Origin of the sequence: Myxococcus sp. CA051A (assembly GCF_013336705.1) — a bacterium.
Lineage (GTDB): Bacteria > Myxococcota > Myxococcia > Myxococcales > Myxococcaceae > Myxococcus > Myxococcus llanfairpwllgwyngyllgogerychwyrndrobwllllantysiliogogogochensis.
This window is the reverse complement of the sequence record NZ_JABUMS010000027.1, coordinates 61680-85965: the sequence shown is the minus strand read 5'-3', so window position 1 is coordinate 85965 and position 24286 is coordinate 61680. Positions and strand designations below refer to the sequence as shown.

Sequence of the window (24286 nt, the reverse complement as noted above, 5' to 3'; positions counted from 1 at the left end):
GCCATGAATGAAACGCTTCCACGCCGCACGCTGCGCCACTCGCTCCGACAGGTCCTTCCCATCCTGCTGTTTCTCTCGGCGGGAGTGGCGGCCTTCGTGTTGCCACTCTTCTTCTGGATCGTGCTCTCCGAATGTTGGGGCGAGTCGAGACACAGTCGGGCCGAGCTCGACTTGAAGAACATCAAGAGCGCCGTGCGCCTCTACCAGCGCAAGACGGGCCAGCTACCCACGCATGCCGAAGGGCTCCAACTCCTCGTGGACCATGGGGTACTCGATGAGCTGCCCCTCGACCCGTGGGTCAACCCCTACCAGTACACGCTTCGCGGTGCGTGGGTGGAGCTGCGCAGCCTGGGCTCCGACGGCGTGGGTGGTGGAGAAGGCAACGACCAGGACATCGAGCTCACGTTTCCCGTGAGCCCGCTCCCAGAGGATTCGCCCCGTCCCTAGACGCGAGCCGAGTCACCCCGCTCCGGTCTGTCATCCAGCAGGAGCCGGTCCTCGAAGCACCACACCCACGTCTCACCCGGCTCGAACGACTGGATGACGGGGTGCTTCGTCTGATGGAAGTGCTTCGTCGCGTGCTTGTTCTGCGACGAGTCGCAGCACCCGACGTGACCGCACTCCAGACAGCGTCGGAGGTGGACCCACTGGGCCCCCATCTTCAGACACTCCTCGCAGCCGTCAGTCCTCGCCTCGGGGTTCCCCGCCTGCTCGATGTGCTTGCACTCGGTCGCCATCGTTCGCCTCCCTGATAACCCGTCGCCCGCGGACAGGGTGTGCACGAAGGCCCCGCGCATCCACATGCCGGGCAGCCATGCGGTCAGGCTCTCGCCACCAGGGTGGCCGACACTCGTGGACCGCGAGGAGTGGCGCGACGGAGGCGCACGTCCCACGGTTGAGCCGTATGCCTTCCGACACTTCTTCCGGCGGCGCGTCCGTTTCCTATGCCAGTGCGCGGGGACGCGGCGTGCTGCTCGCGAGCGTGCTCGGCAGCGGCATGGCCTTCCTCGACTCCACCGCCGTCAACGTGGCGCTGCCCGCGCTGGGCCGAGAGCTCAACACGGGGCTGACGGGCCTCCAGTGGGCCGTGGACGCCTACCTGCTCACCCTCGGTTCGCTGGTGCTCACCGGCGGCGCGCTCGGTGATGCCTGGGGACAGCGCCGCGTCTTCTTGCTGGGCGTGGTGGGCTTCACCGCCATGTCCGTGCTGTGCGGCCTGGCGCCGAACGCCTGGACGCTCGCCCTCTTCCGCGCCGCGCAGGGCATGGGCGCGGCGCTGCTGGTGCCCGCGAGCCTGGCGCTCTTGCGGACCTCGTTCCCCGAAGCGGACCGACAGCGCGCGGTGGCCGCATGGGCGGGCCTGTCCGGCGTCACCACCGCGCTGGGGCCGCTGCTGGGAGGCTGGCTGGTGGACGTGGCCTCCTGGCGGCTGGTGTTCTTCCTGAATCTTCCCCTGGCGGCGCTCACCGCCTGGGCCACGCTGCGCCACGTTCCGGACGACCGGCCCACGGGGGATGCGCGCAAGCTGGACCTCGCCGGTTCGGTGACGGCCGCGCTGGGGCTCGGCGGCGTCATCTACGCGCTCATCGAAGGGCCCGCGCATGGCTGGTCCGTGGCCCCCGTGCTCGCCGCGGTGTTCGGCGCGGCGATGCTGGCCGCCTTCCTCGTCATCGAGTCACGCGCGCGAAACCCGATGTTGCCGTTGGGGCTGTTCCGTTCGCGGACCTTCTCTGGCGCCAACCTCACGACGCTGACGGTGTACTTCGCGCTGGGCGGCGTGGGCTTCCTGCTCATCCTCGCGCTGCAACAACAGCTCGGGTACTCGGCGCTCGCGGCGGGAGCGTCGCTGCTGCCCATCACCGTGATGCTGCTGTTGTTCTCACCGGTGGTGGGGAGGCTCGCGGGACGCATCGGCGCACGGCCCTTGATGACGGCGGGGCCGCTGCTGGCGGGCGTGGGCATGGCGCTGCTCACGCTCATCCACCGGGATGGAAGCTACGTGGGCACGGTGCTGCCGGGGGTGCTCGTGCTGGGCCTGGGGTTGAGTCTCACGGTGGGGCCGCTGACGGCGGTGGTGCTCGGCGCGGTGGAGGACCGGCACGCGGGCATCGCCTCGGGGGTGAACAACGCCGTGGCGCGAATCGCCGGACTCCTGGCGGTGGCACTGCTGCCGCTCCTGGGAGGACTCGCGAACAAGACGGGGGACGCGTTCCTCGCGGGGACACGTGAAGCGCTGTGGGTGTCCGCGGGCCTGTGCGTGCTGGGCGCGCTGTGCTCGTTCCTGCTGTTGCCCCGGGAGGTCGGCCGGGTGAAGCGCGAGCCCTCGAGACCGAGCCCGCGCTCCACCACGCCTCCAGGCTCACGCCCGGGTCTTCAGTTCCGGAGTCAGCGGAAGTAGGGCGAGCGGGCCACTTCGATGCGGCCCAGCAGCTCCATCGTCCCCAGTCGCTCCTCACCGCTGAGCGTGGGCAGACGCGCCGTCAGCTCCGTGTGCACCTCCTGCAACACGCCATAGGCGGCGAGCGTCTGCTGGTCCTTCAGGATATCCACCATGACGCGCCGCACGCGGAAGCCGCGAACCCCGTCGACGTTCAGCAGGATGCCACGCAGGTCGGCATGCAGGGCCTGCGTATACAGGGGTGTGCTCAGAGGATCATACGGATGCTTGGTGAAGACCGTGTACGTCTCCAGGTGGAGATGGACAAGGATGCGGCGAGCCAGTTCATCGGCTCGGGCTGCGTAGGCGGCGCCCTCGCCAGCGGGGACCTGGAGTGGTGGCCGCACCTTCTGCATGAGGGCGTCGTACGCCTGGACCCGAGCACTCTCCGCACCGCTCCTGACGAAGTCGCCCGTATGTTGGAGCAATCTTTGGAACGAGGACGAGCCAGGCGCCCCGCGCAACACCTGCGCCACCTCGGCCTGCCAGTTGGGGGTGAACCAACGCGTCAGCGGGTCGTCGAAGCGGTCGCGGCCGACACACGCGGGGTCCTCCCATCCTGGATACGCGTCCTCAGTGCAGAACAGGTCCGTGGGGAGCTCCGGCGACAGCCCGTAGAGATAGCGCACGGCTGCGACATCATAGGAACCCGGAGTCTGCAGGTAGACGGTATCGAGCATGTCGGCTCGGTCCATGACGGTGCTCGAGCGAGGGGTCGCCGGCGTGCCGTCATAGACCAACGACCCCATGAGGTTGTGCCGCAACCCCATCGTGTGACCCACCTCGTGCATGGACACGTAGGTGAGGTAGCGCTCCACCTTCTCCGTCTTGGTCAGGGGAGTCGCCGAGGCGTCATCCTCCTCCCAGGAGGTCTGGCCTGACGGTCCAGGATGGAAGAGCTCCGCCCCGAACTCACACTCCGACTCGCGAGCGAGCCCCGGCCGGGCCAGGCGCAGGGGAGGCCTGGCCTTGGGCGCCGTCAACTGAGCGAGGGCGAGCAGGTCATCATCGAAGAAGGCCTCCACGGCGTGCATCATGTTGGAGTTGAAGTAGAAGCGACCGCTGCGAACCTCTCCCGTGTTGGGATTGACGCTCCGAGTGGCGTAGGCATACGGGCCATAGATGGAGTCCACCGGGTCGTAGATGAAGACATTCTTGTCGTCGTCGCCGAGGTCCATGTCGCCACCCCCCAGGAGCGCTTCGAAGGCCTTGTAACCAAACAGCGCATTCCACCCTTCGATGCCCCGCTTGATGGCGCCGACCAGGTCCGCATCCACATAACGGGGGTCGTCCTTCAGCATCAGCAGGGTGTCGGTGATGTACCAGCGGATGGGTTTCATCCCTGGGTGGATGTGCATCTTGATGGCGACCTGCTCCAGCGTCGTCGTGTTGCGGATGAAGCGCCCATCACTGCGGATGAAGAGTTCCTGCTCAGGGAGGGGGGTCTCCTTGAAACCCGCTCCTTCCTTGTACTTCCGCAGGCCCATGGACAACGTGGCGGAGACCGCCAGGGCGTTCACCTCCAGAATCTCGGCGCTGTCGATGGGGTCATCCGTGTACGCCCTGATGACGTGCTCGTACAAGACGCCGTCCGAGATGCGCCGGAAGCGTTGTGCGAAGCTCAGCTCAATCTGAAAGTCGATGGCGCCCGAGCCATACCAATGGTCCCCCATGAAGCCGATGCGGTTGAGCCCCGCCGCCGGGTCGAAGAGCACGTACTGCTCCGAGCCTGGCAGTCGATGGAACGCGGAGAAGTCCGTGACGATGGGGAACGCGTCCACCAGCACGTCGGGCCTGAAGGGGTCACTCCTGTCCAGTCCATCACGAGCGTCGAAGACAAAGAGCTTGCCGTTCTGCTCCTGGAAGCGAACCACGCGAGTGCCGACCTGTTGCGCGGCCCCATAATCCGCTCCCCCCGGGTGGAGCTGACGAAGGAAGCCGGACATGAACCAGCGCTGCGACAGTTCGCTCCGGCGAATGGCCAGGTAGAAGGTCCGCCCTGTCGGGTCCACCACCCCTTCGAGCTTCTGGGTCACCTGCGCACGCTGCGTGGAGGAGAGCTGTCGCGGCACCTCCACGATGTCCTCTCCCAGCACGAGGTCGAGCCCCGGGCCCTCGGGTTCCCGCTCCAGACTCCGAGGCTCACTGCATCCCGTGCTCAACACCCACGTCAGCGCCAGGATGCCCGCCCAGACGCGCGTCCCCGCGAAATGCCATCGCCGCATCACGGTATCCCCCGCCGAGAGAGAGGTGAAACACGGCACGGCCCTCCTCGACCGAGCCGTCGCTGCCCGGTCTCTCGGCCGTGACCAGGCAATCTCACACCTTCATTGCCACAGCCATTGAGTTACCGATATCCGTGAAACCCCCGAGGTCGGGAGTCACTCGTCCCACGAGAGGTGGGCTTTTCGAGCCCCCAGCCACGCGCGCGCGACTCCAGAAAGCACGAAGGGCACTCCCCCCGAGCATGGGAAGAGGGCCCTCGGCACCGCGCTCACCTCAGCGGAAGTAGGGCGAGCGGGCCACTTCGATGCGGCCCAGCAGCTCCATCGTCCCCAGTCGCTCCTCGCCGCTGAGCGTGGGCAGTCGCGCCGTCAGCTCCGTGTGCACCTCCTGCAACACGCCATAGGCCGCGAGCGTCTGGTGCGCCTTCAGGAGATTCACCATGACCCGGCGCACGGGGAAGGTGCGCACGCCGTCCACGTTCAGCAGGATGCCGCGCACGTCCGCGAGCAGGGCCTGCGTATACGCAGGGGTGGCCGGCGGCGGCTTCACCGCATGGGGCTGCCCGACGCGTGTGTCCAGATAGAGGAAGCTGAGGATGCGGCGGGCCAGGTCATTGGCACGGACCGCGTACGCCGCACCTTCGCCCGAGGGAATCTGGAGGGGTGGCCGCACCTGCTCCATGAGGACGTCGTAGGCCTGGGCCTGTCCGCTCGCGTCCCCGCCCCTGACGAAGGAGTCCAGCGCCTGGAGGCTCGCGCGGAAATCGACGCCGACGGGCGCGCCACGCAGCACCTGCTCCGCCAGGGTCCGCATGTTGGGCATATGAAAACGCGTCAACGGGTCGTCATAGCGGTCGTAGTGGACACAAGCAGGCTCCGCCCAGGCCAGGACGTCACTGTCCGTACAGAACAGGTCCGTGGGCAGCGCCGTGGACAGTCCATAGAGGTAGCGCACCGCCGCCACGTCGTACGTGCCGGGCGCCTGCACGTGAATGGTGTCGGGCATGGCGGAGTAGTCCATGACGGTGCTCGAGCGCGGCGTTTGGGGCGTGCCGTCGTACACCCGCGACCCATTGAAGTTGTGTCGCAGGCCCAGCGTGTGACCGACCTCGTGCAGCATGATGTAGGTGAGGTAGCGCTCCACCTTCTGCTTCACGGTGAGGGCGGGTCCTTCGGAGCGGTCCTCCTCGGACGACAGTCGGGCGGAGAAGCCAGATGGGAGGGACGCCGCGTCCAGCTCACAGGAGGGCTCGCGGGTGAGCCCGACCCAGTACAACCTGGGCCTCGGGCTCTCGTCACGCGCGCTGGCCGAGGAGAAAGCCGTCAGCTCTCCCGCGAAGAAGGCCTCGGCATCGTGAATCATGGCGGCGCTGATCATGACGGTGGCCCGACGGACCTCGCCCGTATTGGGATTCGAGCTGAAGTCAGCGATGGCCAGATGGGCGTGGACCTTCGGGTCGAGGACAGCGAAGTTCTTGTCGTCCTCTCCGATGTCCATGCTGCTGTCACCCAGCACGGCCTCGAAGACCTTGAAGCCGAACGCCGCGTTCCAACCCTCGATGCCTCGCTTCACGGCGCCCACCACGTCCGCACCCCGGTAGCGGGGGTCCTCGTTCAGTTCCAGGAAGTTGGGGGTGATGTAGAAGCGGATGGGTTTCATCCCCGGCCGGATGTTCCACTTGATGGCATTCAACGCCAGCTCGCCCGTGTTGGGGATGAAGCGGCCCTCGCTGCGGAAGTAGTGCCGCGGCTCCGGTGCTGGCATCTCCGTGAAGCCCTCACCTTCCTTGTACTTGCGCAGCGCCATGGCCAGCGTGCCCGAGGCGCGAAAGCCGTTGCGCTCCAGGGAGTCGCTCCGGTCGTCGAAGACGTCCGTGAAGCCCGTGAAGACCTGTTCGTACTGGACGCCGTCCGAGAGACGCCGAAAGCGCTGGGAGAAGAGCAGCTCCATCCGGAAGTCGATGGCCCCGGGCGCATACCAGTGGTCTCCGAGGATGCCGACACGGTTGAGCCCCGCCGCCGGGTCGATGAGCACGTACTGGTCCGAGCCTGGCAAGCGGTTGAACGGGGCGTGGTCCGTGACGATGGGATACGCCTCCACCAACGAGTCCGGCTTGAAGATGTCGTTGCGAGTCAACCCGTCGCGGGCGTCGAAGGCGTAGAGCTTGCCGTTCTGCTCCTGGAAGCGAATCACGCGGGGAATGAGATTCGCGGGGAGGCCGTAGTACTCCGGGTCGAAGTTGAGCTGTCGAAGCGTGGCGGACAGGAACCAGCGCTGCTTCAGCTCGCTCTTTCGGATGGCGAGGTAGAACGTCCGCCCCGTCGCGTCCACCACGCCGTCGAGCTTCTGCGTCACCTGCGTGTGCTGCTCGGACGTGAGCTCGCGAGGGACTTCGACGAAGTCTTCGCCCAGGACAATGGCGGCTCCGGGGGCCTCGGGCGCGTCGCTCGTGTTCTGGGGTTCACTGCATCCGACACCCAACATCGCGACCAGGGCCAGCGCGCCCATCCAGAAACGCCGAGTCGAGAAGTGTTGTTTCCGCATCACGATGTCTCTCCACACCGGGAGAAGGAGTCGAGACACGTCAGGCCACAGGACACGGCGCGACGCCCCTGCTCCGTCCCCCGGCGGTCCCGGGCAAGGTCGCACCTTCATTGCCACGGTCATCGAGTTGCAATCCATGCGAGAGACCTCCTCGCCGGACATGCTTGCTCCCCGGCCCGTGGACTTTGCGGTCCTTCCACCGTGCTGCTACCCGCGCGCGGGCGCGCGACTCCAGAAGCACGAAGGGCCCCCTTCCCAGTGGGAAGAGAGCCCTTGTCACCGCATGGATGCGTTCGTCGTGCGCGCTAGCTCTTGTACTTCACCGAGCAGCCATACGGCGTGGTGGTGGCGGCGGGAACGGGCTTGCCGTTGAGCACCGCGTCCACGGTCGTCTGCACGTGGTTGACCTTCTTGTCGCTCTTGCCGCGCGGGTCATCGTCGATGGCGCCCGCGTAGCGGACCACGCCCTCCGCGTCGATGATGTACATGTGCGGCGTCGTCTTGGCGCCGTACGTCTTGCCCGTCGCGCCGCTGGCGTCCTGGAGCACGGGGTACGTGAAGCCCTCTGTCTTCTTCCACGTGGCGGACTTCTCCGGCGTGTTGTGCGCCGTCGAGTCCACCGCCAGCCACACCACCTTCTTGGCGTCGAAGCCCTTCAGGGTGTTGGCCATCGTGTCCGCCTCATAGTGGCGCTTCACGAAGGGGCACTCGGGGTTGGTCCACTCCAGCACCACCACCTTGCCCTTGTACTGCGACAGCGAATGCTCCTTGCCCGCCTCGTCCTTCAGCGTGAAGGCCGGGGCCGGCTTGCCGACCTCCGCGTCCGCGAAAGCGGGGACACCCACGAGTACCGAACCGAGCGCGAGAGCGGTGAAGACCTGCTTCATGGCATTCCTCCTGATTGGGCACTGCTTGACTGCGGATGACTGCGTTTCAAGGCCGAGGGAATCCAGCGGCGCAGAGGACCTTCGAGCCGTCCTGCCGGCGCAGCGGTGAGCACTCCGATGCACGCTTCACCGAGTCCACCACCGCATCCACCGTCAACAACTCCTGCAGCACCTCCGGCTTGTCCGGCGCGCCGGGGCTCAGCACCAGGTACATGGGCACGCCCGCGCGGCCATGGTCCGCCAGCCGCGCGGTGATGCGCGCGTCGCGGCGCGTCCAGTCCGCCACGAAGAACGCCACGTGGTGCTCCGTGAAGGCCGCGCGCACCTCCTCGCGAGCCAGCACGGTGCGCTCGTTGAACTTGCAGGTGAGGCACCAGTCCGCGGTGAAGTCGATGAACACCGGCTGCCCCGCCGCCAGCGCGGAGGCCACCGCCTCGTCGCTCCAAGGCTGCGCCTGCCCCACCGTGGTTGACGCGCGCGCCGCCGGGGCCGCCTCCTCGAAGCGCAGCGCCGCCACGCCCGAGCCCACCAGCACCAGCGCCGCCACCGCCAGCGTGCCCCACCGGCGCCCGCCCTCCTGGAGTTGCGACTGGCCATACACCCACGTGCCCAGTCCCACCGCGACGAGGAAGGCCAACAGCCGCGCCATGCCGTCCACGCCGGCAAGCCCCCCCATCACCCAGACGAGCCACACCGTCGTGCCCAGGAGCGCGAAGCCCAGCACCTGCTTGAAGCGCTCCATCCACGCGCCCGGCTTCGGCAGCTTCTGTGCGAGCCCCGGCACCAGCACCAGCAGACAGAACGGCAGCGCCAGTCCCAGGCCCAGCGCGGTGAAGACGGCGAGCACCGTGAGCGGACCCGCCGCGAAGGCGAAGCCCACCGCCGTGCCGAGCAGCGGCGCCGAGCACGGAGTCGCCAGCACCACCGCGAGCACGCCCTCGCCCGCGCTGTGAAGCAGTCCGTGGCTCTGGTCCACCTTGCCCGCGAGCGCGGTGCCATCCAGGCCCACGTTGAAGACACCAAAGAGGTTGAGGGCGAACGCCACCAACACCGCGCTCACCGCCGCGACGAAGAGTGGCTCCTGGAACTGGAAGCCCCAGCCCACGCCCGCGCCGCCCGCGCGCACCGCCAGCACCGCGCCCGCGAGCGCCAGCATGCTGGCGACGATTCCGCCCGCGTACGCCGCCGCGTGCGCGCCCACCCGGCCCTGCTCCTGGCGCACCATGCGCGTGAAGCCATACGCCTTGAGCGCCAGCACGGGGAACACGCACGGCATCAGGTTGAGCAGCGCGCCGCCGAGGAACGCGAACAAGAGCGCCATGCCCAGCCCCATCGACGACTCCGGAGGCGCGGCCGTCGCGGCGCTCGCCACCGGCTTCACGGCCGCGAGCGAGTCCTTGATGGAGGGCGCCTTCGCCACGACAGGCGTCGGCGCCGCACCCACGGCGGCCACGAAGGGCGCCATCGGCACATCGACTTCCAGCGCCTGATAACCCGTGGCCTCGGTCCCCAGGCGCAACACGCCCTTGAGTCGAGGCTCCGCCTTCGGTGCATCCGGCTCCGCCTTGCCCTTCAGCGCGAAGCGCCCCGGGGCCGTCTGCGTGAGCGTCACCTTGTCCAGGCCGGGGATGCGCTCGGGGACGAAGGCGTCCTTCTCCGCGGTGGGCACCGCGCCACCACCGGACTTCGCCACCGTGACGGTGCCGGTGAACTCCTGGCCCGCGGTGAGCTGCTTCACATCCAGCGCGAGCGCGGCGGTGTGGCCGGTGTCCGCCACCGGGCGAGGAACGCGCGCCTTCGCCGCATCGAACGTCGGCGTGGTCTCCGCGTCCGCGAGCGTCGTCGGCCCCACGGGGATGGAGCGCGTGAGCATCAGGTCCGCGGGGATGCAGTGCACCTCGCACACCAACGCGTTCACCGCGGCCGACAGGTTGAGCGTGCCGACAGCCTGCTCGGAAGCGCGCGCCTCCGCGAAGAGGAGCACCTCGCCGTCATAGCCGTGGGTGACGATGAAGCCGTCGGGCGTGCGGAAGGTGCTCGGGAAGGGCCACTGGAGCGCGCCCACCGTGGAGCCGGGTGTGTCCCACGCGACGTCCGTCTCCAGGCCGGAGTCACCCGGGTTCTTCCAGTAGATGTGCCAACCCGGGTCCAACCGGAAGCGCACGCCCACGCGATAGGTGTCGCCCGGCTTCACCTGGGTGGCATCCACCAGCAGCGCGGCCTCCAAGCGCGGATCGCCCTCGTCGGGCGCGCCCGTGGCCACCGCGGACGGAGGCAGCGCCGCCTGCGCCACCGCCGCCACCAGCCACATGCCGATACCGCCCACCAGGGCGAGCCTCTTGGACACCGAGTGCTTCATGCGTCTCCCGTTAACCCACCCGAAGCCAGGTCGCCAGCATCCGACGGGCCCTGCTTCCGAGGGAGAACCTTCCAGGCGGGGGGACATTCCCCGCGCCCGCCCGCATCCGGGGCGTGCGACGGGGCAGGAAACATCCCGGGTGACGCGGCGTGGACAGAAGGACCCGCTCCGTCGGGGCGGGCGACCGGGCAGCCAGGCCAGGAGCAGCTCAGTCCTCCGACTTCCAGGGGGCCAGGGCGGGCAGCGGGAGCGCCGGACCCACGCGGCTCAAGGTGACGCGGGAGACCTCGGAGTGGGCGCGGCGCATCACCAGCGCCTGGGGTTGCGCGGCGCGGCGCTCGACGATGCGGCGCAGGTCCGCCAGTCGCTCCATGTGGCGTTGCGGTGGGACTTCCAGCGAGCCCAGTCGCGCGAGCTTGTAGAGGGCGAGGTCGGCGGTCTCCAGCGCCTGCTCCGCGGCCCCCTGGTTGCGGCGGCCCAGGGCCTTCCAGGCGGAGGCCTCGGCGGCCACCAGCTCCAGCTCCGCCGACACCGCGCGCACGAAGCGGCCCTGGTCGCTGTCGGGCAGCACGCGCGCCACGGGGACGGGCATGCGCCGCGTGTCCGTGCCCTCCAGGTAGGAGGTCGTCACGCCCAGGTTCCACTCGGCCGCGTCCAGCCTGCCGGAGAAGAGGACCCGACGCGGGAAGGACTGCGACACCGCGCCGAGCGACGCACTCATCGCGTCGCCTTCGACACGGGAGGAGTAGCGGTGACGGCAGCGCAGCTCCGAGAAGCCCGAGGGCAGCACGTACACGCGCGCGTCCGAGCCCACCTCGCCGAACAGCTCCGCGGACATCGTGCCCACCGCCAGCGGAAGGCCCTCCGGGTCATCCACGTGGACGAAGCCGGTACCGGACGGTCCCGTGAGGGCTTCCAGGATGTCGGGCAGGTAGTGCCGGCCCAATCCCAGCGCGTGCAGGACGACGCCGGACTCCACGACACGCGCGCCCAGCGTCTTGAAATCGGAGAGCTGGGAGGGGCCGACGGACGGCTCGCCATCCGTGAGCATCAGCACCTGGGGGCGCGCACCTGGGACGAGCACGCGGCGCACAGCCTCCGCGCCCCGCTCGATGGCCTCGTGCAGCGCGGTGCCCTCACCAGACTCCAGGCGCGACAGCGCCTTGAGGAACTGGGCCTTGGCGGAAGCGTCCATCGCGCGCACGGGCAGCAGTTGCTCCGGCTCCGCGTCGAAAGTGAGGAGGCCCAGGTAGTCGCGAGGGCTGGCGCGCTCCACCAGGGATTGCGCGGCCTGCACCGCGGCGAGCAGCGGGACGCCGCGCATGGACGCGCTGCGGTCCAACACGAGGTTCGCCGTCACGGGAGCCCGGGGCGCGTCCGCGTCCGCTTCCAGCGTGACGAGCAGCAACACTTCCCGGCCGTGCTCCGCGTCGCGCTCCACTGCCAAGGCCGTCTGCTTCATCCGTGCTCCCGCGCGCTCTCACGAGACATTCTGCCGCGAACCGCCCCGTGAAAGACGACGTCCCTCACGACCGGAAGTCTCATGGGCCACAACACCAATGGCATGGATCCTCACGGAAAGGCTTCCACGTCGAGGATGTGGGCAGACACACCCCGGAATCAAGAGGGGGCCAGGCCGCCACACCCGGCGGCGGGGTAGGTCCTGACCGCGTCGGGAGCGATTACCGGGACACGCCGCACGCCGCGCAGTGCCGGGCCTCGGGCGTCCGCAGGGGCTTGCCGCAGTGCGCACAAGCCGGCCCATACTGACTCAGCCGGTGGTGCATCACCGCGTTGGCGTTCGTCTCGTGGAACCCGGTGAGCCGCTCGTACTCCTCACGCACGGGCCGGAACCGCTCCTCGATGGAGCGCCGCTCCCCGCTCCGCACTTCCGCCGGGCTCCGTGGAGAAAACGCCGCCCGGTACAGTCCGGCCACGCGCGCGAACTCCTCCTCGTCGAGCATCGGCACATCCAGCTTGCAGCGCCAGCACCACAGCACCTTCATCCGGGCCTCCCGCCCTCCTCGCGCGCACGCGGCAGCTTCGCGCACCACGCCAGGGCGCACGCAACGACGTCAGCAAGAAGGAGGAGATGACGGCCGCCCCGAACGCCCAGGCGTCACCGTAAGACCACCGGCCCGGGAGCCACCCACTGAGGGAGCCACCGCACGAGCCAAACCACCGGTTACAAAGAAGCGCCCCCGCGCATCCACCGGCCGCGGGGGCCGCGAATCACTCGGCCGCGCTCCAGCCGCCCCACGACTCATCCCCATAGCCCCACATCCGGCCACCGGGAGACCCATCCACGGGAGTCACGGACTCGCTCTCACCATCTTCCGCGAGGTCCACATACGGCAGCCCTTCATCGTCCATGTAGGTGGTGTCATCGTGAACCATGTCCGACTCCTTTGGGCGCTCCGCTTCAGGGAAGGTGGACGGCCTTTCGGCTCGCCTCCTTGTGGGCGCCCCCCTGTTCGGTCCGCGTGGGTCCGCACGATGCGGTGCCCGACTTGCGACTCGTTGACCGATTTACCGACCATGGTGCTCATGTCGCTTCGCGTTGTAAAGCCCTTGGGGAGTCAAACTTCCGACCCCTGCTTCGACCCCACGTCTACTCGCCTGCCCTCCAACCTCCACTCCAATTATTTCAGCAGGTTGAGAAGGCGTTGACTGACAGACAGCGTGCGAGGCCGTCGTACAAGGTAGGTCGGCCTGGCGTCGGATGGAACCACACAGCAGTCAACACTTCGCCATTTTCAAGGCGGTAGGCTGCCAGTGCGGGTGTCAGTAAATCGGTGTAGCGGGCAAGCTTGCTCGCTCGTGGCGCCACTCCGTGCTTCAGTCCCGGACACCTCGCCCGCTCAGCGCTTGATTCGAGAATCACCCCTGTTAGGGTTGACGGGCACTCAAGTTTTGCCGCGTCGCGGCAACGGGCCTTCCGCCGCGTCCCCCCAGAGGTCCTCCGAGTCCCAATGAGTCCCATCATCACCGGCCTATTGCTTGCCATCGCCGTTCCCATCTTCGTGATGACCATGTCCGGTCGCGTGGGCGTGTTGCTCGCGATGAAGAAGGAGCGGCGGCTCGACAACATCCCGCTGCGCATCAAGCGGCTCGTGCTCTTCGGGCTCGGGCAGAAGCGCATGGTCGACCCGGAGGAGTTCACCCCGGGTTTGATGCACGTGCTCATCTACGCGGCGTTCATGGTGCTGCAGGTGCGCACCATCATGATGTTCGCGATGGGCTTCTCGTCCGGCGCGCTGGAGTTGTTCACCGACCTGAGCCACCCCTTCTGGCTGGACAACACGGTGCTGCTGGGCGCCTACCGTGGCTATCTGCTGATCAAGGACGTGGTGGCGGCCCTGGCCCTGGTGGGCTGCGGCTACTACGTGTGGACGCGCTGGAAGGTGAAGCCGGACCGCATGTCGCAGTCCTGGGAGGCGTACCTCATCCTGGGCTTCATCTCCGGGTTGATGGTCTCCGAGTTCCTGTTCGGCGGCAGCCACATGGTGGCGGCGCACGCGGCGGCGCAGCAGGTGCCGATGGGCGCCACGCAGGTGCCCGCGGCCCCGTCCGCGCTGGTGTGGTGGGAGCCGTTCACCAGCCTGGTCGGCATGGCGATGATGCCCCTGGGCTCCACGGCCGCGCACGTGCTGGGCATTGGAGGCTTCTGGACCCACCTCATCATCGTCCTGGCGTTCCTGAACTTCCTGCCCATCGGCAAGCACTTCCACATCATCACCGGCCTGCCCAACGTCTTCTTCCAGCGCACCCACTCCACCGGCAAGCTGCCCACGCCCAACCTGGAGAAGGAAGAGTTCGGCACCGCCACGGTGAGGGACCTCACGTGGAAGCAGGGCCTGGATTTGTACTCCTGCACGGAGTGCGGTCGCTGCCAGACGCACTGCCCCACGTACATCACCGGCAAGCCGCTCACGCACAAGGCCGTCAACCAGGACCTGAAGCATTGGATCTGGGACCACGAGCAGTGGGCGGAGGAGGGCTACAGCCCCAACCGCATCAAGGAGCCCCTGCCGGAAATCGTCGGCGGCGCGCTGAGCTCCGAGACGGTCTGGGCCTGTACCAGCTGCGGGTGGTGCGAGCAGGCGTGTCCGGTGTTCATCGAGAACGTGCCGCGCCTCATCGACATGCGCCGCTACCAGGTGCAGGTGAAGGCGGACTTCCCGCCTGAAATCCAGCGCGTGTTCGAAGGCATGGAGCGCCAGGGCAACCCCTGGGGCCTGGGCCAGGACCGTCGCGACGAGTGGGCCGAAGATTTGGCGCTGCCCACGTGGGGTGACGAAGGCGGCCCGTACGAGTACCTGTTCTTCGTGGGCTGCGCGGGCAGCTACGACGACAAGCAGAAGAAGGTCAGCCGCTCGCTGGTGAAAATCATGCGGGAGGCGGGCGTGAGCTTCGCCACGCTGTCCAAGCAGGAGATGTGCAACGGCGACTCCGCGCGCCGCATGGGCAACGAGTACCTGTACCAGACGATGGCGAAGACGAACGTCGAGTCGTGGAACTCGATGGGCGTCAAGGCGGTCATCACCCAGTGCCCGCACTGCTTCAACACCATCAAGAACGAGTACCCGGAGTTCGGCGGCGAGTACCGCGTCATCAATCACACGGAGCTCATCAACGAGCTGTTGCGCGACAAGCGCATCAAGCTGTCCGCGGTGATGAACACCAAGCTGACGTACCACGACCCCTGCTACCTGGGCCGGCACAACGGCGTGTATGACGCGCCCCGCGAAGTGCTCAAGGCCATCCCCGGGCTGGAAGTCGTGGAGATGCAGCGCAGCAAGCGCGAGGGCTTCTGCTGCGGCGCCGGTGGCGGCCGCATGTGGATGGAGGAGCACATCGGCACGCGCATCAACCACAACCGGTTGAACGAAGTCGCGCTGACGCTCAAGCACGCCGAGGACCCGACCACGCCGTTCCCCGACGCCGCGGACAGGAAGAAGCCGGGCCTGGTGGGCGACTACAAGGAGAAGGGCGGCACGGGCATCGTCGCCGTCGCGTGTCCCTTCTGCTCGACGATGCTCGGCGACGCGGTCAACGACACCGGCCGCGAGGGGAACATCAAGGTCAAGGACATCACCGAGCTGGTCGCCGACGCGATGGAGGTCCGCAGCGGCGCGGCCGGTGGCGTGGCTCCCGGCGCGACGCTGAGCGCCAAGCCGGAGTAACGGCGCGACTCGGAAGAGACCTGGGCCCGGAGGCTTCCACCGTGAAGCCCCGGGCCTTCGTCGTTTCAGGCGCTCACTTCACCCACTCCAGCAGGTACGTGCAGGAGGAGCCCTCGCGCACGAGCACGGAGACTCGGGGCTCCTTCGCGCCGGAGAGGGTGAGCAGGAATTCCAGGACGCCGACGTAGTAGATGGGCCTGTCGTTGATGTCGCTGAGCCACAGCTCGGCGCGCCCGGGCGAGCTGGCCTTCACCAGCGTCTCCACGTAGTTGTCCGTGCCGCGAAAGCCCCGGTTGAGCTGGAACAACATGAACTGGGGCCCCAACGCGCGGGCGCCCACGCCCAGCATCCGGCCGAGCACCGTGGCCAGCAGGCCCTCCATCACCGCGTGCCCCAACTGACGCCAGGCCTCATCGAGAGGAAGGTGCGGCCACAAGTCACCCAGCACGATGTGTTGCCAGCGCAGCCACGAGGCCAGGGGATACGTCGGCTGCAACGGGACGGACAAATCCAACCCCGCCTCACGCAGCAGGCGCCACGCGTCCTCGGACAGACGGTCCTTCAGCGCAATCTGGAAGAGACCCTGCACCGTCCCGCTGTGGACGATTTTTGGCTCGGACGTCGCCATGCGGTGGCTCCTCTCGGACGGGGGCGGACCGTACGTGTGAAGCCTCCCATGCGGTGCGGGGCCGCCCGCGCGTGGAGGGTGGTGAACGCCGCGAGTGTCCGGACACGGACGCGTGCTCAGGGCTTGCGTTGCTTTTCCGAACGCAGCACTCGCTCCAACCGCTTCGTGGCCCCGTCATCCCCGAGCTTGCCCGCGACGTACGCACCCGCGGACGCGAGCTTCCGGCGGAAGTCTTCCTTCGGCGGTGTCGCGGCTGGAGAGGCCGTGCCCGGACCGGTGATGGCATCGGTGCGCAGCAACAGGGGCACCATGGAGCGCTCGTCCTCCGTCGCGCTCTCCCAGAGCGCCGACACGCAGTTCGAGTGGCCATGGGCGGCGGCGATGATGACCGCGGACTCTCCGATGCGGTTCGTAATCGTCGCGTCCGCGCCCGCCTTCAGCAGCAGCTCCACGAGACCTGCGTGTCCCTCCCGCGCCGCCACCATCAGCGGCGTGAGTCCCTCGTCATCGAACGGATTGGGGTCCGCGCCCGCGTCGAGCTGGGACTTCAAGGACTCGCGGTCTCCCGCGAGCACGGCATCGAAGAGGGACATGGCAGCCTCCAGCGCGACAGCATCGCGCCTCGGGGGCGCGGATGCCAGGGACCTGGGAGCCTGGGGACAGGCCTACAGCGGGCCGTACGAAGGCTCGGCCGCGCTGGGCACCGCGAGCGTGACGGAGTTGGACGGCGCCGCGCTCACGGTGGAGCGGTAGATGCCCGGGTCCCCACCCGCCGAGTCGGCGAAGAGGAAGCCGACCTGGCTCGCGCCCGTCCACACCGGCCACGTCTCCTGGGCGCTTGCGCCGCCATAGCTGGTGACGCGTCGCAAGGCGCCCAGGCGACCTCCACTCAGGGTTCCCACATAGGTGCGCACGCTGCTCGAGGAGCCGCGCCCGTCCAGCACCACCTGCGAGCCGTCCGGCGACACCGCGACACGGTTGGCCACGGTCCCGACGTCATTGCCCAGCGACGAGGCGATGATGGCGCCCCCCGAGAGCGGCACGTACGCCACCTGATTGAGCTGCTGGAGCCCGCTGCCCGTGGGCGCGACGACGGCGGTCCCATTGGGGACGAAGGACGGCGCCCCATAGGCGACGACGGAGTTCGGGGTGAGCTCCTGGAAGCCGCTGCCGTCCGTGTTCACCCGCCCGAGCGACGTGAGGGAGCTGTTGCCGGGGGAGAAGACGAAGACGACGCCGCGGCCGTCCGGACTGAAGGTGGGCGTGCGGAAATTGGTGCAGCCCCGCGCGCAGGCCGCGTCATTCTCGCTGAACAACGTGGCCACGGTGCCACCCGTGGTGGGCACCGTCAGCAGCGAGGTGCCAAGGCCACCGCGCTGGACGAAGACGACGCTGCGACCATCCTTCGACACCGAGGGCCAGTAGGCCCCGCCCGTGCTGGTCAGCCGCTGCGGACTGTTGGGGTCTCCCGCGTCGTCCACCACGAAGACGTTGCGGTCGTCCTCGCGCACGAAGGCAAAGCCCTTGCTGAACCGGACGCCTCCCACGCCGCCGCCGCCGCCATCATCCTCGAACGGCTCGCAGCCACCCAGCAGCCCCACCACCAACAGCCCACCGACGAAATACCGCGTGCCCGTCATCACAATCGCTCCACGTTGCCGGCCCGGTTCAGCGCCCCGCACTACAGGGCGCGCCGGGTCGGACGTCAACGCGTGCGAAGGCATTCACGGGCAAGCCCGCGCGAAGGGGTTCAGCGGTTGAGCTTGGCCAGCTCGTTGCGACACTGGTTGCAGAGCGACAGCTGCTTGCGGTCGCAGTCCTGCGGGGACTGCGCGAAGAACATCACGCACCGGGGGTCCTCGCAGTAGGACAACCCGAGCAGGTGGCCCGCCTGGTGGGTGACCTCCACCTGGATGCGCCGCCGCAGGTGCTCGCCGTCAGCGCCCTGGCGAAGCCTGAACACGCTCACCACCGCCGTGCGGGACTCGCGGTCCGCCTCGCCGAAGACGAAGGGCGAGTCCGGGACGAAGAGGTCCACGTCCGTCACGCCGAGCACCAGGTGCTGACCGGGCTCCATCATCGGCGTGAGCCGACGCATGATGGCGTTGCAGTGGTACTGGGCACGGTCCTTGTTGAAGGCATAGGCCGGCGTCGGGAGCGCCGTCTTCGCCACCACCGAAGCGGTGCCCATCTGTGTGGTCAGTGGGTCCTGGAGGTCTTTCAACAGGGTTGCCGTTGGGCTTCCCACGGAGACCAGCAGGAGCGTCTTCTGCGGCATCGGGCCACCGTCCTTCATGCACACGGACGGACGCGCTGGCTACCGCGTCCCCCCGGAGCGGAATGACTGGGGCGCAAGGATTCGAACCTTGATACTCAGAGTCAAAGTCTGATGTCCTGCCATTAGACGACGCCCCAGCAGGTTCGCACGTGAACTTCTGGCGGCCGATTCTACGGCATCTGGACGGGCTCGGGAACCCACTCTGACGTCGGGATGTGTCGTCCCCCCTCTTCCACGCGGATCAACCCCGGAAAGTACGGGTCCGGACGCGCTGAATTCCACCAGGAGTGAATTGACCGCTCCGCGTGTATCGGCGCGAGGGCCCGGAGACGGAGCTCCGGGCCCCCGCGAGGCGGGATTCAGCCCTTGAGGACGGCGATGGGTGTCAGGCGCCGGACGGGAGTGACGAGGTCCGCCTCGTCCTCGAGGACCTCGACGATGTCGCGGTAGGCGGCGGGCGCCTCCTCCACGAGCGCCGCGGCCCGGCGGGAGTCATGCACCACCCTGCGCAGGGCGTGCTCCAGGGCCGAGGGACGGATGCGGGCGCGGGCCTCGGTCCGGGTGAGGACCCGGCCGGCGCCGTGGGAGCAGGAGCGGAACGCGCGGGGCTCGGCCCGGCCTTCCACCACATAGGAGGCGGTGCCCATCGAACCGGGGATGAGCCCTTGCCGCCCCGCCTCCAGGCCCACCGCGCCCTTGCGGTGGACCCACAGCGCGCGGCCGAAGTGCGTCTCCCTGGCGACGTGGTTGTGGTGGAGATCCACCGTGGATTCCGGCTCCGGTGAGATGCCCAGTGTCCGGGACAACACGTCCAGGGCCCTCGCGGCCAGCGCGTCGCGGTTCGCTCGGGCGAAGCGACAGGCGAGGTCCAGGTCCGCGAGGCAGGCGACTCCCTCGGGCGTGTGCAGGCTCAGGCCAGGCAGGCTGCCTTCCCCGAGCGTCTTCGCGACACGCTGGTGATGCTCGCCGATGGCCGCGCCCACGCCGCGAGAGCCGGAGTGCAGGAGCAGCCAGAGGTCCCCTCCCGCGTCCCGGTCCAGTTCGAGGAAGTGGTTGCCACCGCCGAGCGTGCCCAGGTGTCGCGGCGCCAGCCGCTCCCAGGCATGGCGCAGCTTCTGGGTGGACAGCGGCGGCGCCTCCATCTCGGACGGAAGAGGAAGGCCGCGACCTCGATGCGTCGCGTCTCCCACCGGGATGACCTGGGACAAGCGGGTGAGCAGCAGCTCCAGCGTGTCACGCCCCAAGGCCGCGGCGGGATACGCGAAGCGGTAGGCACTCACGCCACAGCCCAGGTCTCCACCGAGGGCACCGGGGACGACGTGGTGCTCGGTGGCGAAGACGGAGCCCACCGCGACGCCGTGCGCGACGTGGACGTCCGGCATCGCGGCCACGTGCTCGACGACGTAGGGCTGGGCGGCGAGGTGCCGGAGTTGTTTCTCCGCGCCGGGTGGAAGGGCGCGTGCCCAGACGAGGATGGACACTGCGCCGGGCTCGGCCGGGAGGATGCGTGGATTCATCGCGCACCTCCTTCGTCATCGCCGTCCTCGTCGAAGAACCCGGGTACTTCGTCCTCGTCTTCGGGAATGGCGGTGTCTGGGGGCTCGGCGGACAACGCCTCCGTCGGGTGCTCGGCCACGCCGATGTAGATGAAGCGCAGCTGAGGCACCCGCTTGAGGTCCAGGTGCTGTGCGAGCTGCGAGCGCAGGTAGCCACTGGCTCGGGCCAGTGCCTCCTGGACTTCACGCGCGCCCGACACCGCCGCCGGGGTGAGGGTGTAGCCAATGCGGATGAGCCGACCATCCGGTGTGAGTTCGAAGGACGCCGGTGAGACACCTTCGAGTCGAGGGTCGGACAGCTCGCTCCGGAAGAGGAGGGAGACCTCCTGGAACAGGGTGGACTGAACGCGCAGATGACGCGCGGAGGGAGGTTCGGACGACGACAACGAGAACGACGATGCAGCAGCACCCTCGCGCCGACGGGACGCGCGGGGACGACGATTCCTGGAAGAAGCCATGAGTGGACGAAGAGTTCCCAGCAGGCCGCGCGTGCGGCGCACACCTCGTGACTCAGCTCACGAGGACGCGTGCGGCACGACGGCCGGAGTGCACGGTGACAAAGGCTTGCGCGCGGTGCTGGCTCGACGAGGACACAACCCTCTCCGACCCACTCATCCTCGAAGGCGGGTGAGGGAGGAACTCAGCGCTCGTAAGACGAGCACGACGCGAAGCGACCCGAGACACCGTTCAATACAGTCCCCATGGCACACCTCCCGCCGCGCTCGGAGTCTCCGGCACGGGCACTCGTGGGTTTCCGACGGGGAGAACGGACGGCGCTCACCGCCTGTCCGCGCACACCGGCGGACGCTGACGAAAATGCCTGGGGACTCCTGACACGCGGGGACGGGGGGCCCTCCTCTCGGGACAAGGCAGGCGTCACCTGGAGGACAGCGCGCACCGTCGAGCCTCCTGGAGAGGGGGCGGATGTCCGGTGGTCGCCACCCCTTCTTTCCACCATCCGACGAGAAGCCTCGCGTGGGATTGGCCCCTTCGCACCTCCCTGCCTACGCAGCAGGGCGCGAGGGCGAACACATGGCGGATGTCTTCGATGTGGTGGTGATTGGTGGTGGGCCCACGGGAGAGAATGCGGGAGCGCGAGCCGCCGCGGCCGGGCTTTCCGTGGCGCTGGTCGAACACGAGCTGCTCGGCGGCGAGTGCTCCTACTGGGCCTGCGTTCCGAGCAAGGCGCTGTTGCGTCCAGCGGAGGCGCTCTGGTTGGCGAAGCACTCGCCGGGTGTGCGAGAGACCATCAAGGGGCCGCTGGTCGCCAGCGCGGTGTTGGAGCACCGCGATGCCATGGTCGGCTACTACAACGACGACTCCCAGGTGAAGTGGGCCGAGGGCGCGAAGCTGACGGTGGTGCGCGGCCACGGCAAGCTCACCGGCCCGCGCAAGGTGCGTGTCGAGGCCAAGGACGGCACCGTGCGCGAGCTGGAGGCGAAACGCGCGGTGGTGCTCGCGACGGGCAGCCGGCCGCGCATCCCGGAGATCCCGGGGCTGAAGGAAGCCAGACCGTGGGACAACCGCGAGGGCACGGGCGCGAAGCAGGTGCCCAAGCGGCTGCTGGTGCTGGGCGGCGGCGTGGTGGCGGTGGAGCTGGCGCAGGCGTGGCGCTCGCTGGGCTCGGAGGTGACGCTGGTGGAGCGCGGCAAGGCGCTGCTGTCCCGCTTCGAGCCCTTCGTGGGTGAGCAGGTGGCCCAGGCCCTGCGCGACGAAGGCGTGAAGGTGATGCTGAGCACATCCATCACCGGCGTGAGTCGCCCGGGAGGCCAGGGCGAGGTGACGGTGAAGCTCTCGACGGGCGAGGAGCTGAAGGGCGATGCGGTGTTGGTGGGCATGGGCCGCGTGCCGCGCACGGACTCCCTGGGCCTGGAGACGGTGGGGCTGAAGGCCGGCGAGACGGTGCAGGTGGATGACCAGCTCCGCGCGAAGGGCGTGGAGGGTGGCTGGCTCTACGCATGCGGCGATGTGAATGGCCGCAACCTGCTGACGCACATGGGCAAATACCAGGCGCGACTGGTGGGTGACGTCATCGCGGGCAAGAAGGCGAGCGCGTGGGCGGACACGAAGGCGACGCCGCAGGTCATCTTCACGCACCCACAGGTGGCGAGCGTGGGCCTCACGGAGGCGAAGGCCCGTGAAGCGGGGCTGCCCGTGCGCACGGTGCAGTACGACCTGGGCAAGGTGTCGGGTACGTCACTGTTCGGCGAGAAGCTCGGTGGCACGGCGAAGCTGGTGGTGGACGAGAAGCGCCGGGTCATCCTGGGCGCCACCTTCACCGGACCCGAGGTGGGCGAGATGCTTCACGCTGCCACCATCGCCGTCGCGGGTGAGGTGTCGCTCGACACGCTCTGGCATGCCGTGCCGTCGTTCCCCACGATGAGTGAGGTGTGGCTGCGCTTGCTGGAGACGTACGGCCTGTAGCGCGAGCACGTGGGTCGCTGGCGAGTGTGCGGCTCGCCAGCCCCGGCGCGCATGGCAGCCCTTGTATGGGATTGCCCAATCCCATACAGGCCCCGGGACACGCACCCACCCGGGAGCCAGGGCGTCCCCCTCACGACGTCTCCGCGTCGGCGTGACAGGGCCACACCCGTATGTGCCGCCAGGTCAGTGAAACACCTTCCTCCGCGACGGCACCACACATCCAGGCACACTCCAGGTGACGACCTCCGCGCCATGTCCGGGCAGGCAGGTAACCCGAGGGGGGAGATCCACCTCGCCACCTCCACACGGAGGCCGTTGCCGGGCAGGGCCCCGGCGTGAAATGGTGAACACCTCCCCCGCCCTCCCCGCCTCCTCGATGCCCGTCGACGCCCCGGGGCCGTGCCGACACCACGGCCTTCCCCGCCCTTCGCCCACACCCCGCGTGAATGGGCCCGTCCACTCCCCTGTCCTCGAACCCGGGAGCCTGGCCCCGTGACGACCTCGTCCCAATCCGCGAGCGCGCTGAGCGACGCTTCCAGCCCCGCGAAGTACACCTCCACGAAGTGGGCCCGCTGGCTCTGGTGGTTGGTGCTCGCGGTGCTGCTCGTCGCCGCCGTCGCCGTCGGTCAGCACCCTCGCCGTGGCGTGGACTTCCGCGTGTATCTCACCGCCGCCGAGCGCTTCATCGAGGGCACGGACCTCTACCGCGTCTCCGACGGCACCATGCCGTTCAAGTACGCGCCCGTCACCACGCCCCTCTTCATCCCCTTCAGCTTCCTTCCCCCGCGCATGGCCGTCGCGCTGTGGAACGTCGGCTCCATCCTCGCGCTCGTGGCCGTGGCCCGCCTCACCCGCCGCTCGCCGCACGGCCCTGGTGAGGCCGCGCCGTGGTCCTGGGCCCCCGCGCTCACCACCATTGCCCTGCTGCCCGCCTTCACCTTCGAGCTGTTCTACGGCCAGGTCGACGTCGTCATGCTGCTGCTCGTCGTCGTCTCCGCGCTCGGCGCCGAGCGCGGCCAGGTGTGGCGTCCGGGCGCGGCCTTCGCGGTGGCCTTCCTCCTCAAGCCCCCCGCCGCGCTCATCGGTCTGTTCTTTCTCTGGCGCCGCCACTGGCGCGTCATCGGCGCCACCGCTGTTTTCGGCGTCGTGCTCTCGCTGCCCACCCTGGCGCGCTATGGCTGGGACGGCACCCTCACCCAGTTCCAGATGTGGAGCGAGACGCTCGCCCGCACCACGCCCCCCTGGGTGCTCAGCACCAATGCGCAGGGCCTGCCCACGCTGCTCATCACCCTGTTCCACCCGGGCTCCGTCGCCACGCCGCCCTCGTTCGCCATCACCCTGGCCCAGTTCGTCGCCATCGCCCTGTTCCTCGCGGGCGTGCTGTGGGCGCGGCCGGGCCCCGCGGACCTGCTGGCCCTGTGCTGCCTGGGCGTGACGCTCCTGTCACCGTTGGGCTGGCGCGCCAACTACGTGCTCGCCTGGCCGCTGGTGCGCGCCGCCACCGAGGGCCGCTTCCGCTCCAACCTCACCCTCGTCGGAGTCATTGCCGTCATCGGCACCATGTTCTCCGACAAGGGATTGGGGTTCGACTGGTCTCGCGACGTGCTGCTGATGCGCCCTTTCGCGCTCGTGTACTCCGCGTTGCTGATCGCCATGTTGTGGCAGATCCGCCAACAAGGTGCGCCTCGCGCGATGACGCTCGGTGACACTCTCGCCCGTTTGCCTCGCACCCTGCGTGGCATGCGGGCGCCGTGACGCATC

Annotated in this window: 19 protein-coding genes and 1 tRNA gene; 5 read left to right on the top strand and 15 right to left on the bottom strand. The window is 68.6% G+C overall.

The window, feature by feature from the left end:
• The first annotated feature begins 3 nt into the window (after positions 1-3).
• On the top strand, positions 4-447 hold the full coding sequence (locus tag HUA74_RS41950; RefSeq protein ID WP_174459059.1) for a type II secretion system protein GspG: 444 nt from the start codon (positions 4-6) through the stop codon (positions 445-447).
• Here HUA74_RS41950 and HUA74_RS41945 read toward each other — a convergent pair.
• Positions 444-737 (bottom strand): UBP-type zinc finger domain-containing protein, encoded by a 294-nt coding sequence (locus HUA74_RS41945; protein ID WP_141641129.1) that lies wholly within the window; start codon positions 735-737, stop codon positions 444-446. The two genes, HUA74_RS41950 and HUA74_RS41945, sit on opposite strands and share 4 nt — an antisense overlap.
• Positions 738-904: 167 nt before the next feature.
• Between HUA74_RS41945 and HUA74_RS41940 the strand changes: the two genes are divergently transcribed.
• A complete protein-coding gene (locus HUA74_RS41940; protein ID WP_174459058.1) occupies positions 905-2398 on the top strand; it encodes an MFS transporter in 1494 nt (497 codons plus the stop codon).
• On the opposite strand, the gene HUA74_RS41935 is transcribed toward HUA74_RS41940, so the two are convergent.
• From HUA74_RS41935 to HUA74_RS41905, 7 genes are all read right to left on the bottom strand, one after another.
• Positions 2386-4662 (bottom strand): zinc-dependent metalloprotease, encoded by a 2277-nt coding sequence (locus HUA74_RS41935; RefSeq protein WP_174459057.1) that lies wholly within the window; start codon positions 4660-4662, stop codon positions 2386-2388. The genes HUA74_RS41940 and HUA74_RS41935 overlap by 13 nt on opposite strands.
• Before the next feature lie 274 nt (positions 4663-4936).
• A complete protein-coding gene (locus tag HUA74_RS41930; protein WP_254625496.1) occupies positions 4937-7207 on the bottom strand; it encodes a zinc-dependent metalloprotease in 2271 nt (756 codons plus the stop codon).
• Positions 7208-7512: 305 nt separating this feature from the next.
• Complete coding sequence (locus HUA74_RS41925; RefSeq protein WP_174459055.1) at positions 7513-8094, bottom strand: thioredoxin family protein; 582 nt, start codon at positions 8092-8094, stop codon at positions 7513-7515.
• Between the two features lie 46 nt (positions 8095-8140).
• Positions 8141-10453: a protein-disulfide reductase DsbD gene (locus tag HUA74_RS41920; RefSeq protein WP_174459054.1), complete on the bottom strand. Its 2313-nt coding sequence runs from the start codon at positions 10451-10453 to the stop codon at positions 8141-8143.
• Between the two features lie 208 nt (positions 10454-10661).
• Positions 10662-11915 (bottom strand): VWA domain-containing protein, encoded by a 1254-nt coding sequence (locus HUA74_RS41915; protein ID WP_174459053.1) that lies wholly within the window; start codon positions 11913-11915, stop codon positions 10662-10664.
• Between the two features lie 220 nt (positions 11916-12135).
• Positions 12136-12459 (bottom strand): hypothetical protein, encoded by a 324-nt coding sequence (locus HUA74_RS41910; RefSeq protein ID WP_174459052.1) that lies wholly within the window; start codon positions 12457-12459, stop codon positions 12136-12138.
• A gap of 226 nt (positions 12460-12685) precedes the next feature.
• Positions 12686-12850, bottom strand: a complete 165-nt coding sequence (locus tag HUA74_RS41905) for a hypothetical protein (RefSeq protein ID WP_174459051.1) — start codon at positions 12848-12850, stop codon at positions 12686-12688.
• Positions 12851-13425: 575 nt separating this feature from the next.
• Here HUA74_RS41905 and HUA74_RS41900 point away from each other — a divergent pair.
• Positions 13426-15639, top strand: coding sequence for a (Fe-S)-binding protein (locus HUA74_RS41900; RefSeq protein WP_141641122.1), 2214 nt, complete (start codon positions 13426-13428; stop codon positions 15637-15639).
• A 73-nt stretch (positions 15640-15712) separates the two neighbouring features.
• Here the strand turns inward: HUA74_RS41900 and HUA74_RS41895 are convergent, their stop codons facing one another.
• From HUA74_RS41895 to HUA74_RS41865, 7 genes are all read right to left on the bottom strand, one after another.
• Positions 15713-16267, bottom strand: a complete 555-nt coding sequence (locus HUA74_RS41895; RefSeq protein WP_141641121.1) for a DUF2378 family protein — start codon at positions 16265-16267, stop codon at positions 15713-15715.
• A 116-nt stretch (positions 16268-16383) separates the two neighbouring features.
• Positions 16384-16860, bottom strand: coding sequence for an ankyrin repeat domain-containing protein (locus HUA74_RS41890; protein ID WP_174459050.1), 477 nt, complete (start codon positions 16858-16860; stop codon positions 16384-16386).
• Positions 16861-16932: 72 nt separating this feature from the next.
• Positions 16933-17907: a PD40 domain-containing protein gene (locus HUA74_RS41885; protein ID WP_141641119.1), complete on the bottom strand. Its 975-nt coding sequence runs from the start codon at positions 17905-17907 to the stop codon at positions 16933-16935.
• A gap of 110 nt (positions 17908-18017) precedes the next feature.
• The gene (locus HUA74_RS41880; protein ID WP_141641118.1) at positions 18018-18545 is read right to left on the bottom strand and encodes a non-proteolytic archaemetzincin-like protein; all 528 of its coding nucleotides are present in this window, start codon (positions 18543-18545) and stop codon (positions 18018-18020) included.
• A 66-nt stretch (positions 18546-18611) separates the two neighbouring features.
• Positions 18612-18682: transfer RNA gene (locus HUA74_RS41875), tRNA-Gln, on the bottom strand.
• Positions 18683-18904: 222 nt separating this feature from the next.
• A complete protein-coding gene (locus HUA74_RS41870; RefSeq protein ID WP_174459049.1) occupies positions 18905-20062 on the bottom strand; it encodes an RtcB family protein in 1158 nt (385 codons plus the stop codon).
• Complete coding sequence (locus tag HUA74_RS41865; RefSeq protein ID WP_174459048.1) at positions 20059-20559, bottom strand: ribosome-binding factor A; 501 nt, start codon at positions 20557-20559, stop codon at positions 20059-20061. Before HUA74_RS41865 ends, HUA74_RS41870 begins: the two co-directional genes overlap by 4 nt.
• Positions 20560-21133: 574 nt before the next feature.
• Here HUA74_RS41865 and HUA74_RS41860 point away from each other — a divergent pair.
• Together HUA74_RS41860 and HUA74_RS41855 are read left to right on the top strand one after the other, a co-directional pair.
• Complete coding sequence (locus tag HUA74_RS41860; protein WP_174459047.1) at positions 21134-22525, top strand: NAD(P)/FAD-dependent oxidoreductase; 1392 nt, start codon at positions 21134-21136, stop codon at positions 22523-22525.
• Positions 22526-23017: 492 nt separating this feature from the next.
• Positions 23018-24280 carry a glycosyltransferase family 87 protein gene (locus tag HUA74_RS41855; protein WP_174459046.1) on the top strand — a complete coding sequence of 421 codons (1263 nt, stop codon included), beginning with the start codon at positions 23018-23020 and terminating at the stop codon, positions 24278-24280.
• The last annotated feature ends 6 nt before the right edge of the window (positions 24281-24286 follow it).

What these genes read in the sequence shown, in the direction of transcription:
- HUA74_RS41950 (WP_174459059.1), top strand. Translation starts at nt 4, where the DNA reads ATGAATGAAACGCTTCCACGCCGCACGCTGCGCCACTCGCTCCGACAG.
- HUA74_RS41945 (WP_141641129.1), bottom strand. Translation starts at nt 737, where the DNA reads ATGGCGACCGAGTGCAAGCACATCGAGCAGGCGGGGAACCCCGAGGCG.
- HUA74_RS41940 (WP_174459058.1), top strand. Translation starts at nt 905, where the DNA reads ATGCCTTCCGACACTTCTTCCGGCGGCGCGTCCGTTTCCTATGCCAGT.
- HUA74_RS41935 (WP_174459057.1), bottom strand. Translation starts at nt 4,662, where the DNA reads ATGCGGCGATGGCATTTCGCGGGGACGCGCGTCTGGGCGGGCATCCTG.
- HUA74_RS41930 (WP_254625496.1), bottom strand. Translation starts at nt 7,207, where the DNA reads ATGCGGAAACAACACTTCTCGACTCGGCGTTTCTGGATGGGCGCGCTG.
- HUA74_RS41925 (WP_174459055.1), bottom strand. Translation starts at nt 8,094, where the DNA reads ATGAAGCAGGTCTTCACCGCTCTCGCGCTCGGTTCGGTACTCGTGGGT.
- HUA74_RS41920 (WP_174459054.1), bottom strand. Translation starts at nt 10,453, where the DNA reads ATGAAGCACTCGGTGTCCAAGAGGCTCGCCCTGGTGGGCGGTATCGGC.
- HUA74_RS41915 (WP_174459053.1), bottom strand. Translation starts at nt 11,915, where the DNA reads ATGAAGCAGACGGCCTTGGCAGTGGAGCGCGACGCGGAGCACGGCCGG.
- HUA74_RS41910 (WP_174459052.1), bottom strand. Translation starts at nt 12,459, where the DNA reads ATGAAGGTGCTGTGGTGCTGGCGCTGCAAGCTGGATGTGCCGATGCTC.
- HUA74_RS41905 (WP_174459051.1), bottom strand. Translation starts at nt 12,850, where the DNA reads ATGGTTCACGATGACACCACCTACATGGACGATGAAGGGCTGCCGTAT.
- HUA74_RS41900 (WP_141641122.1), top strand. Translation starts at nt 13,426, where the DNA reads ATGAGTCCCATCATCACCGGCCTATTGCTTGCCATCGCCGTTCCCATC.
- HUA74_RS41895 (WP_141641121.1), bottom strand. Translation starts at nt 16,267, where the DNA reads ATGGCGACGTCCGAGCCAAAAATCGTCCACAGCGGGACGGTGCAGGGT.
- HUA74_RS41890 (WP_174459050.1), bottom strand. Translation starts at nt 16,860, where the DNA reads ATGTCCCTCTTCGATGCCGTGCTCGCGGGAGACCGCGAGTCCTTGAAG.
- HUA74_RS41885 (WP_141641119.1), bottom strand. Translation starts at nt 17,907, where the DNA reads ATGACGGGCACGCGGTATTTCGTCGGTGGGCTGTTGGTGGTGGGGCTG.
- HUA74_RS41880 (WP_141641118.1), bottom strand. Translation starts at nt 18,545, where the DNA reads ATGCCGCAGAAGACGCTCCTGCTGGTCTCCGTGGGAAGCCCAACGGCA.
- HUA74_RS41870 (WP_174459049.1), bottom strand. Translation starts at nt 20,062, where the DNA reads ATGAATCCACGCATCCTCCCGGCCGAGCCCGGCGCAGTGTCCATCCTC.
- HUA74_RS41865 (WP_174459048.1), bottom strand. Translation starts at nt 20,559, where the DNA reads ATGGCTTCTTCCAGGAATCGTCGTCCCCGCGCGTCCCGTCGGCGCGAG.
- HUA74_RS41860 (WP_174459047.1), top strand. Translation starts at nt 21,134, where the DNA reads ATGGCGGATGTCTTCGATGTGGTGGTGATTGGTGGTGGGCCCACGGGA.